Here is a 17,328-nt window from a genome sequence, read left to right as displayed (position 1 = left end):
ATCCTTGGGCATTTTCGAAATACTGCTGCTCCTCGCAATCGCCCTGATCGTGATTCCACCCGACGATCTGCCGCAGGTGCTGCGTGCCGCGGGCAGGGTGATGCGCGAGCTGCGCCTTGCCAGCAACACTGTGATGCGCGAGCTGTCGAGCGCCATCGGCGATGAACAGCCCTTTAACCTCTTGCCGCCGCGCTTTGACGACGAGATCCCGCCGGCTCCGCCGAGCCCGGCCGGCTCTCCCGCGTCGGCCATCGATCTGGCGCCCGCCTCGTCGCACACTGCCGCGCCCCAGGTGCCGACGTCCGATTCAATCGTAACCTCGCCGGAGCCGGACGCCATTGCGTCCAACTCCGTGCCCGCGGCAAACGTCTCCGCGCAGCCGCATGCGGCGTCTGCCGAACCGTCCACGCACGCGGCCGCTACTAAACCATAGCCCGCGCCGTTCCCCGTGGCCAGCCACGAGCCGCCCGCCCGCCCAGCCGGCAGCATCGACGAGACCCGGATGCCGTTGCTCGAGCATCTGCGCGAGCTACGCATACGGCTCGTGCGCGCCGCGCTTGCGATCGCGGTCGGATGCGCACTGGCGTACGTCTTTGCCGATCAACTCTTCGCCTGGCTGACGCTGCCGCTGCGCGAGGTCGCCCATGGCAAGCTGCTGCTGATCGGCACCGGCGTCGGCGAGGCGTTCTACACCAAGATCAAGGTGGCGCTGATCGCGGGCGTATTCGTCGCCAGCCCGGCGGTGTTCTATGAGGTCTGGAAGTTCATCGCGCCGGGGCTGTACGACTCGGAAAAGCGGATGGCGCTGCCGTTCGTGGTCTTCGCCAGCATGTTCTTCGTGCTCGGCGGCTACTTCTGCTGGGCGGTGGTGTTCAAGATAGGCTACGCCTTTTTCATCAGCGAGTACGGCACCATCGGCGTCACCCCGACGATCCGGATAAGCGAGTATCTCGCGTTCTCGGCCAAGCTGATGCTGGCCTTCGGGCTGACCTTCGAGATGCCGATCTTCGCGCTGTTCCTGACCCGGCTGGGGATGGTGGACCATCGGCTGATGCTGCGCTACTTCCGCTACGCAGTGCTCGGGATCTTTGTGGTCTCGGCGGCGCTGACGCCGCCCGACATGATCTCAATGTTCCTGCTGGCGATTCCGCTGCTGGCGCTCTATGCGATGAGCGTTGGCGTCTCGTACATGTTCCGCGCCGCACCCGCCGCGCCCGAGCCGGTCGCGGCGCCGCCGCCGAGCGCTTAACTACCCGCCGGGTCGGCAGAAAGGAAGGGCCCGATGGCCGTCATCGAGGACTCCCCGCGCGCCTGCGGCGCGCCCGGGATCGAGCCGCGCTGGACCCACAGCGCCAAGGACGTCGTGGGCACTGCCTACTCTACCGCCAGCCATATCTGGTTCACAGCCTCGGGCGGCGTGCTCAGCGAAATCTACTACCCGACGATCGATCGCCCGCAGATTCGCGACCTCCAGTTCCTGGTCAGCGATGGCGAAACCTTCTTCCACGACGTCCATCGCCATCAGGACAGCGTCACCGAATATCTCGCCGAGCGCGGGCTCGGCGTTCGCATCACCAACTCTGACCGCGAAGGCCGCTACCGGGTCGTGATGGAGATCATCACGGACCCCCACCAGCCGTGCGTTCTTATCGATACGCGGCTGGAGGGCGACCCGGAGCTGCTCAGCCGTCTCCATCTCTACGTCCTGCTCGCGCCGCATCTGGAGGTCGGCGGATGGGGCAACACGGCCAACGTCGCACGCATCGCGGGCTACGAGTTCCTTACCGCGCACAAGCGCAACACGTGGCTGGCGCTCGGCGCGACGGTCCCCTTCGTGCGTCGCTCGTGCGGCTATGTCGGCCGGACCGACGGCTGGCAGGACCTCAATCAGAATTTCCGCCTTGACCACCAGTTCGCCGCCGCCCCCGACGGCAACGTCGCGCTGACCGGCGAGATCGCGCTGCCCGACGACTACCACTTCACCCTCGGGCTCGCTTTCGGCAACAGCCTCCATCGCGCCGTGACCGGCCTGTATCAGTCGCTGGGGGTGCCGTTTGCCGCGCACGCCGCGCGCTTCGCCGAGCAATGGGAACGCGCATGCAAGCACTTCTATCCGCTCGACCGATGGGCCGGCGACGGCGGCACGCTCGCGCGCAAGAGCCGCGAGCTCCTGCTCGCCCACGAGGACAAGCGCTTTCCCGGCGCGATCATCGCCTCGATGAGCATCCCGTGGGGCGAAATCAAGGGCGACGAGGACCTCGGCGGCTATCATCTGGTATGGACGCGCGACATGATCAACAGCGCGACCGGCCTGCTCGCCGCCGGCGACCTCGCCACGCCCGTGCGCGCGCTCATCTATCTCGCCTGCACCCAGCGCGAGGACGGCGGCTTTCCCCAGAACTTCTGGATCGACGGCCGCCCCTACTGGAGCGGCATCCAGCTCGACGAGGTCGCCTTCCCGATCGTGCTGGCGTGGCGGCTGGTGCGCGCGGGGGCGGCGATGGGCGCGTTCGACCCCTACGCGATGGTGATGGCCGCGGCACATTATCTAATCCGCGAAGGCCCGGTGACACCGCAGGAGCGATGGGAGGAGAACTGTGGCTACTCGCCTTCGACGCTGGCGAGCAACATCGCGGCGCTGATCTGCGCCGCCTGTCTTGCTCACGAGCGCGGCGACGCCGCGACCGCCGAGTTCCTGCGCGAGTATGCCGACTTCCTGGAAACCCACATCGAGCGATGGACGGTGACCCGCCGTGGCTTCCTCGTCCGCGGCATCGCCCGCCACTACGTCCGCATCAATCCCGAGCGGCCCGGATGTGAGACGCCCAGCGAGGATCCCGACGAGGGCATGGTGCTTATCCATAACCGCCCGCCGAATGCGCCCTACCTCTTCCCCGCGGCCGAGATCGTGGACCCCGGCTTTCTCGAGCTCGTGCGCTACGGAATCCGCCGCCCCGGCGATCCACTGATCGAGGACTCGCTGCGCGTGATCGACGCGGTGCTCAGGCACGACTTTCCCGCCGGGCCGTGCTGGAAGCGCTACACCCACGACGGCTACGGGCAGAAGGACGACGGCGGGCCATTCACCGGATGGGGCGTCGGGCGGCCGTGGCCGCTGCTCAGCGGCGAGCGCGGCCATTACGAACTCGCCGCCGGCCGCGATCCGCTGCCGTACCTGCGCGCGATGGAGAACTTCGCGACCGCGACGCGGCTTTTGCCCGAGCAGATCTGGGATCTGCCAGATATCCCGGCTGCGCTGATGCGCTACGGCAAACCGACCGGCGCCGCGATGCCGCTGATGTGGGCGCACGCTGAATACCTCAAGCTTCTGCGCTCGATCGCCGACGGCGTGATTTTCGACCTGATTCCCGAAGTCGCCGAGCGCTATCGCGAAGGCCCGCCGCGCCCGCCGATCGAGGTGTGGAAGCACAACCGGCGCATCACAAGCGTGCCGGCTGGATGCAAGCTGCGCATCCAGGCGCCCGAGCCCTTCGTCCTGCACTGGACCAAGGACGAATGGCATCACGTGCACGACACCCGTTCCGCGCACACCGCGGTCGGGATCGGCTTCGCTGATATCGAGGTCACGCCGACCGACCGCGCGCCGGTGCGCTTCACGTTCTACTGGCCCAAGCGCCGACAATGGGAGGGGCGCGACTACGCCGTCGAGCTATGCGACGCGCCGGCCTAGCGCCGAGGCGCCGTGCTCAAGAAGCGATACGCCGGATCGAAAATGTCGCGCCCAGCGCGGCCAGCAGTGCGTCGACCTCAGAGGCCGCCTCGGCGCTGAAGTACAGCCGCAGATAGTGATGACGCGGGTCCTCGGTGCGCAGGGTGGCGAGGTTGTCGTAGGACTCTATCACCGCCTTGAAGCGCGCGATCTCGGCCGGTGCGATCGCCAGCACTATGCTGTGAAACGATGGGCACAAGTCCGCTTTCATGGTGACGCGCGTCAAGAGCCTCGTTTGCCCCCATCGGCGGCGGCTTGGTGGATCGCAAGGGCCGCGCGCTCTAGATTCTAGCCGATGGCGCTTGCCCGGCTAATCCTGGTCACCGGTAAGGGCGGCACCGGCAAAAGCGCGGTGGCCGCATCGCTTGCGCTCGCCCTTACGCGCCGCCGGCCCACGGTGCTGGTCGATCTTGACCAGCGGATGTGGGCGGCGCGGATGCTCGGAATCGCGCCCGGCGGCAACGGCGGTTCCGCGGCGGGCGCAATTCCCGATCTCGAAACGATGTCGCTCAGCGCGCGCAGCGAGCTCGAAGCCTTCATCGAGCGAATCGTGCCGCTCAAGACGATCGCGCGCCGGATGCTCAACAGCCGCACGTTCGGCTACGTCAGCGCCGCATTGCCCGGTTTGGAGGCGTTCCTGATGCTGGAGCGGCTGCGACTCATCGCCGGACAGGCCGCGCTGGAGGACCGCTACGCCGTGGTTGACGCGCCCGCCACCGGCAGCACGCTGGAGCTGCTCTCGGTCGCAGGCGGCGTCAAGCGTATAGCGCCGCTGGGCACGCTCAACCGGCTCGCCGCGGGCGTCGAGGATTTCCTCGCCGACCCCGCCCGTTTCGCGGTCGTGCTGACGCTCAGCGCGCAAGAGTTGGCGCTGCGCGAGGCGCTGGAGGCGGCCGGCATCCTGCGCGACCGCCTGGGGGTCAGCCTCGCGGCGGCGGTCGTGAACGCAGTACCGCAACCGCTGTTCAGCGCGGCGGAGTTGCGCACCCTCGACGCGCATCCGGCGTGCCGCAGGCTCGCCGCATGGCGCGGCGGCGCGGGCGGCCCCGCGGCGCGGGCGCGCCGCGCGGCCGCCCGCGCGCATCTGCGTGTGATCGAACTGCCGATGCTCTTCAGTCCGGCGATGGGCCGGGCCGAGGTGGAGGAGTTGAGCCGCGCGCTCGGCGCGCAGCTCAACGATTGATGAGCACCGCCGGCTCGGTTTCCGACCTGCTCGCCGCGCGCCTGCTGGTTTGCCTCGGCCCGGGCGGCGTGGGCAAGACGACAATGAGCGCTACGCTTGCGCTGCGCGCCGCGCTCGGCGGCCGGCGGGTGGACGTGATGACCGTCGATCCGGCGCCGCGGCTGCTCGACGCACTCGGCGTCGATCCGCGCCACGCCGCCGAGCCGCGCGAGGTTGCGCTGGAAGAGGCCAGGGCGGAGGCGGGCGCCGCAGCCCGGAGCGCGCGCAGGCGGCCGGCGCGGCGCGCCGGCCGCCTGCGCGCGCTCCGCCTCGACCCCAAGCACACCTTCGACGCGCTGGTCACCCGCCACGCCCCCTCGCCCGCCGCCGCGCAGGCGATCCTTCACAACCGCATCTACGGCAATCTCTCTCAGGCGCTTGCCGGCGTCGGCGACTACATGGCGATGGAGCGGCTGCTCGAGCTCAGCGACCAGCCTTCGACCGACCTGGTGGTGCTCGACACCCCGCCTGCGCGCGAGGCGCTCGATTTTCTCGATGCGCCCCGCCGCCTGCTCGAGCTCTTAAACTCGCGCGCCGTCAGTCTGCTCGGCGGCGGGATGCGCCGCGGGCTCGGCGTGGTCGATTTGGCCGCGCGCGCGGTGCTCGCCGCCTTTGATCGGATCACCGGCCTTCACCTGCTGGGCGACGTCCAGACCTTCGTGCGCAGCTTCGACGGGATGTATGCCGGCTTCGCCGAACGCGCCGCTCGCGCGCAGATGCTGCTGGTCGCGGCCGACACTGCGGTGGTCGTGGTCACCACCGCCGAGCCCGAGCGTATCGACCAGGCCCACGAGTTCATCGCCGCGCTCAGCGCCGCCGGTATCGCGACTCGGGCCGTGATCGTCAATCGCACGCTGCCTGCGATGCCCGTCGCCGAGGAGATTGCCCGCGCCGCGGTCGGCCCGGCGCTGCGGCGCAAGCTGGCGCGCGCGGCGCACGAGTTTGCCGCGCTCAAGGAACGCGAGACGGCGGCGCTCGTATCGCTGCGCGCGGGCGTGCCGGCCGAGATGCGTCTGTTTGCCGCGCCTGACCTCGGCACTGAGCCGGCGTCGCTCGGCGACCTCGCCCGGCTCGGCCACAATATCGCCGAGCTCTAGCCTGCGGAGTCGACGGAAGAAGCCGCCCCGCGCGGTTCGCCTCAGTCTGACGACTTGGGGCGCGGCGCAGCCCTGCGCGGGGTTATCCGGCGGACCGGCGCAGGGCGCTCGCCGCCGCCCGGCGCGGTTGCGCTCTCAACGCCGCTGCGACCCGCCGCCGCCAGCATCCGGTCAACCTTCATGCTAAGGTTCACGAACTGGCTCGAGAGGGTGTCGAGGCGCGCCTTGAGCTCGCGCACGTCGCGCTTGGAGGGGATGTTGACGAAATCCAGCACGGTCTCGACGTTGCGGTCGAAGATATGCTTATTGGCCATCAGCCGCTCGCCCGCCCGTCCCAGGCGCTTGCGCAGCTTCTCGTTGGACATCAGCTCGTTGACCACGCTGCCGAGCCCCTCTTCGCTCATGTGGCGCAGCTTGGAGATGATGCTTTCGGCTTCGCGACGTGCCATCACTGGTTACTATAGTCTCGCCTGAGCCGGGCGCAAAGCGCGCAATCCGATGGAAACCCTCGCCGCTGTCCTCAGCCTGACCTCGGGCTTCGCCCTGATGCGGTACCGCGGCGGTCCGGCCGAAATGATCGCCACTTCTTTGCTGATCGACGCGGCGCTGGCGCCGCTGACCGCGACGATCGCGTCACGCCGCGGCCGCTCGCCGTGGGTGTGGGCGCCCCTCGGCTTCGCGCTGGGAATGTGGGCGCTGGCGGCGGCGCTGCTGATGCGTCCGCCGCGGGCCGGCGGAGCGCCGCGGCCCACGGCTCCGCCGCCGCCTACTTCTGATGCCGCCTGAGCCAGGCGAGCACCGGCGCGTACACTTCCCTTTCGGCGTGCGTGCCGCAGATCACGTCCAGATGGCCCCATCCGTCGAGCCGCTTGAAGCCCACGTCGGCGCTGCCGGTGGCCGCCGCCGCGCGCCTGACTTCGCCGGGCCATCCGGATGAGATGTTCGTGCTGCTGAACGCGAGCACCGGAAGCTTCGAAGCCGCGAGCCGCGCCATAACCCGAGCGTCGAACGGATTTTCGTAGTCCTGTACCGCCGGCCACCATCGGTCGTAACTCAACAGCACCGCCGCCAGTACCGCCGGCTCCGCGAATCCGCCCAGCGGATTGGCGAGCCCTCCGTGCCCGCCGAACACGCCGCCCGCCCCGTAAACCACGTGGGCGAGATTGTCGGCGGCGTTCTTGTACTTCGGCAGCGGCGCGGTCCCGGCCGGATCGCGAATCACCGCCTCCATCAGCGCCTTGCGCTTGTCGTAGGTGAGATGGCGTCCACCGATATCGTCGGCGATTCGTCCGGGCGGCAGCGCCAGCGAGGGGCGGCGAGAAATGAACCCGTCGAGGATCACGAGACCCGCAACGCGCTCGGGATGGAGTGCGGCGAACAGGTAGGCGAAGCTCGCACCGCGGCTGAATCCGGCCACGAAAAGCTTCGGGCGGCCCGTCTCGGCGCTGACGAAGCGCGCCGCCGCCTCGATGTCGCCGTCGAAGAGGCGGTAACTCCATCCCGCCATCTCGGAAAGCGCCGAGGGCTGCGCGTCGGGCGGCACGAAGTGCGTTCGATAATCGAACGTCCATACGTCAACGCCGTGCGCGGCCAGGTAAAGCGGCAGCGAGAAGCGCGAATCGTCGGGAACGATCTCGCCGTTCATGTTGGTCCCCGGAAGATAGAGCATCACAGCCTTCGGATGCGCCGGGAGCTTGGGCCCGAATGCGACGCGATGGAGCCCGATACGGTCGAACGGCGACGGCCCGCAGCGGGCGACGTAACGCCACTCGTAAATCCCCGGCGCGCCTTTGAGCGCACGGGACGATCCCGTCGAGACGAACCCGGTGTGGGCGTCGGGCGCGGGCGCGGCCTCGATCGATGCGCGGGCCGTTCCATCGGCGGCGCGCGCCACTGCCGGGTCCGAAGGGCGCGCGAATGCGGCGAGCCCGGCTTCCGCAGCCAGCGTGAACGCCGCCGCAAGCAGCGCAATTCCGCGCCTCGCGCCGCGCTTTTGCGTTCGCCCCCGCCTCATCGCGCTGTCCGCTCCGATTTCCATCGCCGCTCCGGTCCGGCCGGTTGACGCTTCGCGCCCGGCCATGCGAAACAGTCATCTGATCTACCGCACGTGATATGCGGCCGCGAGGCGGCCGGCCAAGGAGCAGCCGATGGGTGGAAAAGTGCAATTCGCGTTCTGGTCGCCGCAGGCCGGCGCGACGGTCAGGACCCTGCTCGACCGCGCCGCGATGGCCGAGCGCTTGGGCTATCACTCGTTGTGGCTGGTGGACCACTTCTGGACGCTCGGCCTGACCGACCTCGACCTGCTCGAATGCATTCCGATGATGAGCGCGCTCGCGGCGCGCACCGAACGCGTGCGCATCGGTACGTTGGTCATTTGCAACTCGTTCCGCAACCCGGCGCTGCTCGCCAAGTCGCTCTCGACCATCGATCAGATCTCCAACGGACGTCTCGAAATCGGAATCGGCGCGGGCTGGATGGAGCAGGAGTACCGGGCCTACGGGTACGAATTTCCGCCGGTGGGCACACGGCTGCGCCAGCTCGAAGAGTCGTTGCAGATTCTCAAGTCGATGTTCACCGAGAACCGCACCACCTTCAAAGGGCGCTACTACACGGTGACCGATGCCCCCAACAATCCCAAACCGGTGCAGAAGCCCCATCCACCGATCCTCATCGGCGGCGCGGGCGAGAAGGTAATGCTGCGTCTGGTCGCCAAGTACGCCGACCGCTGGAACTGCCCGGCGGGCTACCGCGACTTCAGGCGCACGCTCGGCGTCCTGCACGAGCATTGCCGTGCGGTTAACCGCGACCCCGCCACGCTGACCATCTCCGAACAGGTGATGGTCTGCATCGGTGCCAACAAGGCCGAGGTCGAGCAGAAGTGGGAGATGGCCAAGGGGCGCCGGCCGTTCTCGTTCACCGCGATCAAGGGCACGCCCGACGAAGTAATCGCGCAACTGCGCGAGCGCGTCTCGTGGGGCATCACGATGTTCACCATGATGTTCGCCGACATGGCGCCGCCGCAGACGGTCGAGCTGTTCGCGCGCGAGGTGATGCCGGCATTTGTCTAGGCGGCGGCCGATTCGCCGCCGATACTGACGATGGCAACGAATGCGAAAATTGCCGGCTTCCGGCTTGGCGTTTACGTCTTCAAGGACGCCGAGATCGTTGACTTCGCCGCGCCCTACGGCGTGTTTTCGGTCGCGCGCCGCTTCGATCCCGAACTCGACACTTTCCTGGTCGCCGACGCGATGCGTCCGGTGCAGGTGCAGGCCGGCTTCACCGTGCTCCCCAATTACTGCTTCACCGACCGCCCCGCGATGAACGCGTTCCTCATCCCGGGCGGCTTCGGTACGCGCCAGGAGATGCATAACGAGCGGCTCAAGGAATTCATCCGCGCGCAGCCGCCCTCATGCCTGCTGGTCAGCGTATGCACCGGGTCGTGGGTGTACGGCACGATGGGCCTGCTCGACGGAATTCCCGCGACTAATCGCAAGGAGCCCGACCGCGCCGAAGCGACTTCGGGCAAGGTTCCGATCGATCGCCTGGCCGATATCGCGCCGGCGTGCCGGATCAGCCGCAAGCGCGTGGTCGACGCCGGGCGGATAATCACCGCGGGCGGAATCGCGTCGGGAATGGAGATGGGATTCCATCTCCTGCGCCGGGCCGGCTACGACGAAAAGTTCGTCGCCGAGGTCGCGCGCGTGATGGAGTACAGCGAAGCGTACAAGCTCTACCGCGACGACGTCGAGGTCGCCCCCACCCCGCGCCGCTAGCGCGACTCCGCCACGCTGGCGGTCCGCTCAACCCGACGAGGATGCAGACCCCACGCCGCGCCGCAGCAGGATCGCCGACAGCGCGGCCAGCGCGATCACGACCAGCGCGACCACCGCGACGAACCAGAGGTAGGTCTCGATTTCGGTGCCGATCATCGCGGCGAGCGCGAGCAAGGCGCTCACCCAGTAGAAGCTGCGGTCGAAATGGACACCGGCCGGAAAGCAGGTGACAGCGAGCACCAGGAGAATCGTGAGCGCGACAGCGTCGGTGGACATCTGCCCCCGCGCCTGTTGCAGGAAGAGAATCTTGACCGCGATTATCGGACCCAGCCAGTGCAGCATCTGGCGCAGCAGAATCCGCCACAGCGCGACTTCGCCGGCGCGGCCGGCGGCCAGCTCGTGCGCAACGCAGGTCAGGCCGAACAGCGGAAACATCGCGAGCCAATAGTGGCGCGCGCCTCCGCTCGAGTAATTCGACACAAACAGCCCGACCATCACGAGCACCCCGAGCCCGCAAAAGCCGGTGCAGCAGCATCGTCTCCAGCCGGCACGCCCGCGCCGCCGCGGCGTCGCGCCAATCCGCGATCCTGCCTGCGAAACTTTTGTGCGCCGCTCCCGAGGCGGGCTCCGCCGGCGGAGTTTGCGCGCAGCGTTGCTCGTCCATCCGCGATCGACGCTAGCAAGATGCCTGCGGTTCCTCCAACCGGCGCAGCCAAACACGCAGATGCGGCGGACGCAGCGCCAGGGCCTTGCCCGGCCCAAGCCGGAGGATTCTAGGCGATGTCGTAGCGGCGCAGACGCGCGTACAGCCGCTTGCGCGAAATTCCGAGCAGCTTCGCCGCGCGATATTTGTTGCCGCCGGTGGCGGCGAGCGCGCGATGGATGAGGTCGCGCTCGGTGTCGGCGAAGCTCAGGCTGCTGCTGCTGCCGCCGCCGTCGCGCTCGCCGGCGGCCGGACGCGGAACCGGGTTTGCAGGCGCCGCGTCGGCAGCCGCGGCGGCGCCGGAGACGGCGGCCGGCAAATCGGCGAGCCGGATCGTGTCCGACGTGCCGAAGGTGAAAGCTGATTCGATCGCGTTGGACAGTTCACGCACGTTGCCCGGCCAACTGTAGCGGCGCATCGCCTCCAGCGCCTGCGGCTCGATCCCGTTGACCGGCGTCGGCCGCGCCAGGCGGCGGTTGAACAACGCGATGAAGTGCTCGACCAGGAGCGGAATGTCGGCCAGGCGCTCGCGCAGCGGGGGTACCTCGATCACGTTGACTTCGAGCCGGTAGTAGAGGTCTTCGCGCAACTGGCCGCTGCGTGAAGCGGCCTGCGGATCGCGGTTGGTCGAGGCGATCACCCGCACGTCAAACGGGACCTCATGGGTGGAGCCAACCGGGCGCACGGTGCGCTCCTGGAGCGCGCGCAGGAGCTTGCTCTGCGTGGCCGGGCTCATCTCGGTGATCTCGTCGAGGAACAGCGTGCCGCCCTCGGCAGCGCGGAACAGTCCCGGATAATCGACCGCCGCGCCGCTGAACGCGCCGCGCTTGTAGCCAAATAGCTCACTCTCGATCAGGTCGCGCGGGATCGCCGCGCAGTTGAGCGCGACAAACGGCGCGCCCGGCGTGCGCGAGCACTCGTGGATCGCGCGCGCCACCAATTCCTTGCCGGTGCCGCTCTCGCCGACGATCAGAATCGTGCCGCGCACCGAGCCCGCCGCCTCGATCCGCTCGTACAACCGGCGCATCGCGGGCGTGGCGCCGACCAGGCCGTGAAAGCTGGTGCGCGCCTCGCCCGGCAGCCGCGTCGCCTCCTTCTCCAGGCTCTGGATGCGCGCGGCGGCGAGCGCCGCCTGATGGCGGAAGTAGGCCTCGGCGATAGCGATTATCCGGCAGTGGCTGAGCTTGTCGAACAGCCGGTAGGCCGAGGAATCGACGCCCGGCGGAAAGCTCCGGATCGCGCTCTCCTCGAACAGATGCATCGAGGCCACGACCTCGGCGAACGGCACTCGCCGCTCCGCCAGCCATACCCCGACCTGGCGCATCCGGATGACGAACTCCTCGAACGAGCCCTGACGCAGCGTCTCGGTGGTTGCGTCGAGGTCCTGTCCGCATACGCTGAAGAACTGGCTCTGCGCGAGCGAACGGTCGTCGCCGAAATGCAGAACGTAGAGCTGATACCAGTGGTCGAGGACCTCGCGCCGATGGGTCGCGAGCGCCTCCAACAGAGGGGTCAGCTCGGCCAGCTCGTGCCCCCAGAGCAGATGGTAGTAATTGACCTCCTTGCGCGGGCCTTGCATCGAGCCGACCGCACTCATGGGATCACCTCTCGACGCAGCCTCGGCGGTTTGGTTCCATCGCCGCCTCCAGGCGACCCGTTGCGCCGCCGCTCACTTTTCGCCTCGCCGTGCCGACCGAAACACCAGCACCGGGCGCGCGGCCTGACGAATCACCCGCTCGGCGACGCTGCCGATGAAGAAGTGGCTGACCCCCTTGCGCCCATGGGTCGCCATCACGATCAGGTCGGGCTCCGTCTCGCGCGCCTGCTCGAGGATTCCCCACGCCGCTTCGCCGCTACGCGTCTCCGCCTTGTAGGGCACGCCCCTGCCTTCGAGGTGCTCGGCGACAACCTTCTCCAGCCGCCCCCGCGCGACCTGCTCCCACACCGGATACGGCTCCATCGGGATCGGTGAAATTTCGGTCGCATTCATCGGCAGCGGAGCCACGTGCAGCACGGTGAGTTCGGCGCCGTTCTGCGCGGCCAGTTCGCGCGCGAAGTCCAGCGCGGCCATCGACGGTTCATCGAAATCGACTGGGCACAGGATTCTACGGAAGAGTTGCGGCATCGCGGCGACCCGTATCCTCAGGGAGCAAAAGCTGGACCATCCGCCCCGGTCCGCGGGATACAAATTTTCGTTGCTTGAGTTTTGTAGCCGGGCCTACGATGGTCCCAAAAGGGACACTGTGGCCCGCCTGGCGTCAGCACCGAGAACCGCCGCAGAGAGGGTCCGGGCAATCAGACATCGATACCCAGACTGTTTGTCGGGGTTCAGAGCGGATGGGTTGAGCTGATGTGTAATTTGAAGCCCTGTGCGGCAGTTTTTTGCGTTGGTCATTAGCACATAGGGCGATTGCCCTGCGTGATCGTCCTTGTTGCAGCTTTGGGCATTTGCTGCCCGGGGAGGGAAGCGTAATGGACTGGAGGAAGGTCATGGTCACTTCGATCGTGATGGCCGCCATCTCGCTCGGCGGTTTGCGCGCGGCTTCCGCCGAGGATCCCGCGGCCACTGCCAAGGAGCTCAGGGCGGTCCGGCGCGAGCTGCGCCGGCTGGAGGCCGAGCGCGCGAGCGACCGCAAGCTGATCCAGCAGCTTGAGCAGAAGGTTGACCAAATGGCGAGCCAGAATGCGGAGTTGCGCGCGACCAACACGCAGGTCAAGAACGAACAAACCAAAACCGGGCAGGAAATCAGCCAGATCAGGAGCCAGATCGCGGCAGGGTCCTCCAAGCAGCAGTTCAGCGATTCGATCAGCAGTTATTTCGGCACCCACACCCTGAGCATCAATGGCGGCGCCGCCGTCCAGTACGTGTACGACGCGCAGCCCGGCGCGATCGACGACCTCGCGCACCAGTCGCAGAACACCTTCCTGTTCAACTGGGAGCCGCTATTTCTGTATCGCCCGACCGACTGGATACTGTTCGAGGGCGAGCTGGAGGCGGCCTTCGGCCCCGATGGGACTGGCGTTGACCTGCCGCTCGCCGATTTTCACTTCTACCTCAATGATTATCTGACCGTGGTCGCCGGACTGTTCGATCAGCCCTTCGGCGACTGGTACGAAACCCAAAGCCCGCTCTGGATAAATCGCTTCATCACCGCGCCGCTGCCGTTCGGTGTGGCGCCCGTGGTCCCGCCCGGAGAGATGGGCGTTCAGTTGCGCGGCGGCCTGCAATGGGGTGCACTGGGCCAGGATTTCGACTACACCGCATGGATGGGCGACGGTCCGAGCTACAGCGAACCGGTCGCCGGCGCGGCGGTCAACAGTCCGACCCCGGTTCTCTTCGCGCAGACCAACGGTAAGTCGTACGGCGGGCGGCTGCGTGTTTATCCGCTCCCGATCGACGCGAACCTGGGCCGCCTCGAACTCGGCGCGTCCACGTATAATGGCAAGTGGCTCGACGGCAGTTGGTATAACGCCTGGGGCCTGGATTACAACTACTTCATCGGAAATCTCCAGACCCGCGGCGAATGGATGCAGGCTTACCGCAGCATCCCCGGCGGCCCGTCGGATAATCGCCAGGGCTGGTACGTCCAGGCCGGCTATTTCCTGAGCGGCCTCGACCTGCCGTTTGGCCCGCAGGTCAACAACATCATCCATAAGCTGGAGCCCCTGATCCGTTACTCCGGCGTCAATCAACATTTCGTCGCGATCGACGATGTCCAGGGCGGACTGCGCAACGCCTTCACCGGCGGGCTGGTCCCTGACTTCGGCGTAAGCGGTTCGCCCGCGCTCTTTGCTCCGCATTCCCGGGAGGTCGCGCTCGGGCTCGACTATTGGATCGCGCCGTCGATTGTCTGGCAGAACGAATTCGACATCGAGCTGCCCGAGGCCGGCGGCACCTTCGTTGCCGCCGACGGCACGATGACGCCAGTGGGCGGCGTGCCCAACGATCGCGCCTTCCTGACCCAGTTCGCGATCGGCTTCTGAGCGCGCGAGGCGGACGAGGAGGAGGCGCGATGAAAAAGTTAGTGTTGTTCCCGATTTTGGCGCTCGCGTTGTCCGTGCTGATTGCCGCCCGCGCATTCGCCGCCGGCACCGATCAGAACGAAAAGCGCGCGCTGTTCCGGCAGGGCGCCCGGCTGTGGCCGGTGTATTGCGCGCAGTGCCATAATGCGCGGCCGGGCTCGGAGTTTTCGCCCCAGCAATGGGACGCGATCATGATGCACATGCGGACCCTGGGAAATATCCCGGCGCAGGACAGCCGCGCCCTGCTCGAATACCTCAAGGGCTCGCGATAGGGAGACGGCGAAGCGCGCGCGCTGATGGGCGCGATGCCGCAGGGCGCAATTTCGCCGCGAGGCGACACGAGGAAACGATGAGACGTTTGCCCGGAGGACTGCTTGCGATCGCGGCGCTCGTCACCATTGCGGTGGGTGCACCCGCATTGGCCGACACCGCGCAGGAGAACTACACCGCCTACTGCCAGAAGTGTCACGGTCCGCAGGGCCATGGCGACGGCCCGCAGGCCGGCACGCTAGCCACCAAGCCGCAGGACTTCGCCGATTGCGCGGTGATGCAGAAGCTCTCGGACGACACGATGTTCAAGGCGATCAAGGACGGCGGCGCTGCGGTCGGCCTGCCCGGCGACATGCCGAGTTGGAGCAGCGGGCTCAGCGACGACGAGATCCACGCGCTGGTCCAGTTCGTGCGCGCGTTCTGCAAGAAGTAGCCCGCCGGAGCGCGCGGTTGCTAGCGCGCGGGCGCGCGCGTAAGTTTTAGGCCTCAGGCGCGCTTGCGCGCGCCGCGGAGAGGTGGCCGAGTGGTCGAAGGCACCAGATTGCTAATCTGGCATCCTGGGTAACTGGGATCGAGGGTTCGAATCCCTCCCTCTCCGCCAGAACGAGAGATTCCTTGGCTCTGCGGACGGTCACCCGCGGCTTCCGTCGATAACCATGTAGCCCCGATCCGAATCGCAATCTCGGCGAAACGCCCAATGATGGCGCCTGGCAGTTACGCTCGAGCTCGGCCCCATCGTCACCGGCGCTCGCAAGGTGTACCCGCCCGTAGTGCCGCTAGAGGCGAATGGACTGCCATCGATGAGTTTTACGGCAATTGGTCCGGGATCTTTGCAAAGGAGGTAATGCGCGGTGAAAGCGTTCGTCATGAAGCGATTGAATCAGGTCGGTTTTATGGAGAAGCCGGAACCCCAGCCCGGCCCCAACGACGCAGTGATCAAAACCACGTGTGCACTGATATGCACTTCGGATTCCCACACCGTGCACGGCGCGATCGGTGAGCGGATAAATCTCACTTTGGGCCACGAAGCGGTCGGTCTCGTCCACCGCGTCGGCTCGGAGGTAAAGCGGTTCAAGCCTGGGGACCGCGTGCTCGTCGGCGCCATCACACCGGATTGGGGCGATCTGGCCTCGCAGGCCGGCCATTCCTCTCAATCGGGCGCCGCCCTTGGGGGATGGAAATTTGCCAATGTCAAAGACGGCGTGTTCGCCGACTTCTTCCACGTCAACCAGGCGGACGCGAACATGGCGCTGATTCCTGAAGCTATCAGTGACGAAGCCGCGGTATATTGCGCCGACATGCTCTCGACCGGCTTCATGAGCGCCGAAAACGCTGAAATCCCCATCGGTGGCACGGTCGCAGTTTTCGCTCTCGGCCCGGTCGGCATGATGGCCGTGGCCGGGGCCAGGCTTCGCGGCGCCGGCCTCGTGATCGGAGTCGATTCAGTCCCGAAACGGCAGGAATTGGCGCGCCAGTACGGCGCCGACGTCGTGATCGATCATTCGAAGAACGACCCCGTGCAAGAGATTATGCGCCTGACCGGAGAAGAGGGCGTCGACTCTGCCATCGAGGCGCTCGGCGCGGACGAAACCTTCCAGTGCGCGGTCAGGGTCGCCAAGCCGGGCGGCACAATTTCCAATGCTGGCTACCATGGCAAGGGGGATTTCGTTCACATCCCGCGCCTTGCGTGGGGCGTGGGCATGGCGGAGAAGACGATCCGCACCGGGCTCTGCCCCGGCGGCAGGCTGCGTATGGAGCGTCTGCTGCGGCTTCTAGAGTCTCATCGGCTCGATCCCACCAGGATGACCACGCACAGGTTTAATTTCGACGAACTCGACAAGGCTTTCGAGATCATGGACAAAAAGCTCGACGGGGTCATCAAGCCACTCATCACTTTTTGAGTTCGCCGGGGGCGCAAGCTCGGGCTATTGTTCCACGACCGCCTGAGCTTCGCCGCACCCGCGTCTATTTGGACGCGCTGACCACGGTGGTGCCACCGAAGCCGCCGGCCGCGGCGACTCCACCGATCGTCCCACCGGCGACGATTCCTGCCGCGCCGATCGCCAACGCCACCGGCTCGGGGATGAGCGGGGGAACAATCGCTGGCGGATCATCGACGGCAACCTGGGCGGCCGCCTGCCGCGCGTAGGCGAGCGGCTCGGCCGAGGACGAGACGACCCAGTTTACCGTCAGTCCGGCCTGGGGCACGAAGGCGCCCACCGGCTCGCCCTTTTTGAATCCGAGTGCGCCGGGGTCGATCGCGAAGCGGTAGTTGGCGTCGGCGGCGACGCTGAGGATGTATTCGCCGGTGGCGGAGGTGAGCGCGCTTGTAAGCGGCGCACCGTTGAAGTCCTGCGCCATCACCTTGATTCCCGCCACGGCCTTGCCGCCGGTATCGGTCACCGTACCCGAGACGTTGGCAGCCAGTGCCGGCATCGCGCCCGTCAGCGCGAGCGCGACGATCGCCGTCGCGATACTGTTTTTGCTCATGGCCGTCCCTACTCCCTGCT

19 protein-coding genes and 1 tRNA gene are annotated in these 17,328 nt (G+C 67.2%); 13 read left to right on the top strand and 7 right to left on the bottom strand.

Annotation, left to right across the window (positions count from 1 at the left end):
• Positions 1-4: 4 nt before the first annotated feature.
• The 3 genes from VFB33_09460 to VFB33_09450 are packed head-to-tail and all read left to right on the top strand — an operon-like array spanning position 5 to position 3,691.
• Positions 5-433 (top strand): twin-arginine translocase TatA/TatE family subunit, encoded by a 429-nt coding sequence (locus VFB33_09460; protein ID HZO81911.1) that lies wholly within the window; start codon positions 5-7, stop codon positions 431-433.
• A gap of 15 nt (positions 434-448) precedes the next feature.
• On the top strand, positions 449-1,249 hold the full coding sequence (gene tatC, locus VFB33_09455; GenBank protein HZO81910.1) for a twin-arginine translocase subunit TatC: 801 nt from the start codon (positions 449-451) through the stop codon (positions 1,247-1,249).
• Positions 1,250-1,282: 33 nt separating this feature from the next.
• Entirely contained in the window at positions 1,283-3,691 is a 2,409-nt protein-coding gene (locus tag VFB33_09450) for a glycoside hydrolase family 15 protein (GenBank protein ID HZO81909.1), read from the top strand.
• A 16-nt stretch (positions 3,692-3,707) separates the two neighbouring features.
• Here the strand turns inward: VFB33_09450 and VFB33_09445 are convergent, their stop codons facing one another.
• Positions 3,708-3,941: a DUF4911 domain-containing protein gene (locus VFB33_09445; GenBank protein HZO81908.1), complete on the bottom strand. Its 234-nt coding sequence runs from the start codon at positions 3,939-3,941 to the stop codon at positions 3,708-3,710.
• Positions 3,942-4,025: 84 nt separating this feature from the next.
• Here VFB33_09445 and VFB33_09440 point away from each other — a divergent pair, with 84 nt between their 5' ends.
• A complete protein-coding gene (locus VFB33_09440; GenBank protein ID HZO81907.1) occupies positions 4,026-4,913 on the top strand; it encodes an ArsA-related P-loop ATPase in 888 nt (295 codons plus the stop codon).
• Positions 4,913-6,049, top strand: coding sequence for an ArsA-related P-loop ATPase (locus VFB33_09435; protein HZO81906.1), 1,137 nt, complete (start codon positions 4,913-4,915; stop codon positions 6,047-6,049). Before VFB33_09440 ends, VFB33_09435 begins: the two co-directional genes overlap by 1 nt.
• 41 nt (positions 6,050-6,090) lie before the next feature.
• Here the strand turns inward: VFB33_09435 and VFB33_09430 are convergent, their stop codons facing one another.
• Positions 6,091-6,498 carry a phasin family protein gene (locus VFB33_09430; protein ID HZO81905.1) on the bottom strand — a complete coding sequence of 136 codons (408 nt, stop codon included), beginning with the start codon at positions 6,496-6,498 and terminating at the stop codon, positions 6,091-6,093.
• A gap of 49 nt (positions 6,499-6,547) precedes the next feature.
• Between VFB33_09430 and VFB33_09425 the strand changes: the two genes are divergently transcribed.
• Entirely contained in the window at positions 6,548-6,835 is a 288-nt protein-coding gene (locus VFB33_09425) for a hypothetical protein (protein ID HZO81904.1), read from the top strand.
• On the opposite strand, the gene VFB33_09420 is transcribed toward VFB33_09425, so the two are convergent.
• Entirely contained in the window at positions 6,816-8,087 is a 1,272-nt protein-coding gene (locus tag VFB33_09420; protein ID HZO81903.1) for a hypothetical protein, read from the bottom strand. The genes VFB33_09425 and VFB33_09420 overlap by 20 nt on opposite strands.
• 109 nt (positions 8,088-8,196) lie before the next feature.
• On the opposite strand from VFB33_09420, the gene VFB33_09415 reads away from it, so the two are divergent.
• Together VFB33_09415 and VFB33_09410 are read left to right on the top strand one after the other, a co-directional pair.
• Positions 8,197-9,117, top strand: coding sequence for a TIGR03560 family F420-dependent LLM class oxidoreductase (locus VFB33_09415; protein ID HZO81902.1), 921 nt, complete (start codon positions 8,197-8,199; stop codon positions 9,115-9,117).
• Positions 9,118-9,147: 30 nt separating this feature from the next.
• Positions 9,148-9,822: a DJ-1/PfpI family protein gene (locus VFB33_09410; protein HZO81901.1), complete on the top strand. Its 675-nt coding sequence runs from the start codon at positions 9,148-9,150 to the stop codon at positions 9,820-9,822.
• Positions 9,823-9,849: 27 nt separating this feature from the next.
• Here the strand turns inward: VFB33_09410 and VFB33_09405 are convergent, their stop codons facing one another.
• The 3 genes from VFB33_09405 to VFB33_09395 all read right to left on the bottom strand — a co-directional run bounded on the left by VFB33_09405 (position 9,850) and on the right by VFB33_09395 (position 12,650).
• Positions 9,850-10,317: a hypothetical protein gene (locus VFB33_09405; protein HZO81900.1), complete on the bottom strand. Its 468-nt coding sequence runs from the start codon at positions 10,315-10,317 to the stop codon at positions 9,850-9,852.
• Positions 10,318-10,595: 278 nt separating this feature from the next.
• Positions 10,596-12,122 (bottom strand): sigma 54-interacting transcriptional regulator, encoded by a 1,527-nt coding sequence (locus VFB33_09400; GenBank protein ID HZO81899.1) that lies wholly within the window; start codon positions 12,120-12,122, stop codon positions 10,596-10,598.
• Positions 12,123-12,194: 72 nt separating this feature from the next.
• Positions 12,195-12,650: a universal stress protein gene (locus VFB33_09395; GenBank protein ID HZO81898.1), complete on the bottom strand. Its 456-nt coding sequence runs from the start codon at positions 12,648-12,650 to the stop codon at positions 12,195-12,197.
• 347 nt (positions 12,651-12,997) lie between these two features.
• On the opposite strand from VFB33_09395, the gene VFB33_09390 reads away from it, so the two are divergent.
• The 5 genes from VFB33_09390 to VFB33_09370 all read left to right on the top strand — a co-directional run bounded on the left by VFB33_09390 (position 12,998) and on the right by VFB33_09370 (position 16,719).
• Positions 12,998-14,509 (top strand): hypothetical protein, encoded by a 1,512-nt coding sequence (locus VFB33_09390; GenBank protein HZO81897.1) that lies wholly within the window; start codon positions 12,998-13,000, stop codon positions 14,507-14,509.
• 29 nt (positions 14,510-14,538) lie between these two features.
• Positions 14,539-14,820, top strand: a complete 282-nt coding sequence (locus VFB33_09385) for a hypothetical protein (GenBank protein HZO81896.1) — start codon at positions 14,539-14,541, stop codon at positions 14,818-14,820.
• A 77-nt stretch (positions 14,821-14,897) separates the two neighbouring features.
• The gene (locus tag VFB33_09380) at positions 14,898-15,251 is read left to right on the top strand and encodes a cytochrome c (protein ID HZO81895.1); all 354 of its coding nucleotides are present in this window, start codon (positions 14,898-14,900) and stop codon (positions 15,249-15,251) included.
• A gap of 76 nt (positions 15,252-15,327) precedes the next feature.
• Positions 15,328-15,419: transfer RNA gene (locus VFB33_09375), tRNA-Ser, on the top strand.
• 250 nt (positions 15,420-15,669) lie between these two features.
• Positions 15,670-16,719, top strand: a complete 1,050-nt coding sequence (locus tag VFB33_09370; GenBank protein HZO81894.1) for an NAD(P)-dependent alcohol dehydrogenase — start codon at positions 15,670-15,672, stop codon at positions 16,717-16,719.
• A gap of 64 nt (positions 16,720-16,783) precedes the next feature.
• On the opposite strand, the gene VFB33_09365 is transcribed toward VFB33_09370, so the two are convergent.
• Positions 16,784-17,308, bottom strand: coding sequence for a carboxypeptidase-like regulatory domain-containing protein (locus VFB33_09365; protein HZO81893.1), 525 nt, complete (start codon positions 17,306-17,308; stop codon positions 16,784-16,786).
• Positions 17,309-17,328: the final 20 nt, after the last annotated feature.

The organism is Candidatus Binataceae bacterium (assembly GCA_035650475.1).
GTDB lineage: Bacteria > Desulfobacterota > Binatia > Binatales > Binataceae > JAKAVN01.
The sequence above is the reverse complement of the archived record's forward strand: the minus strand, read 5'-3'. Positions and strand labels throughout refer to the sequence as shown.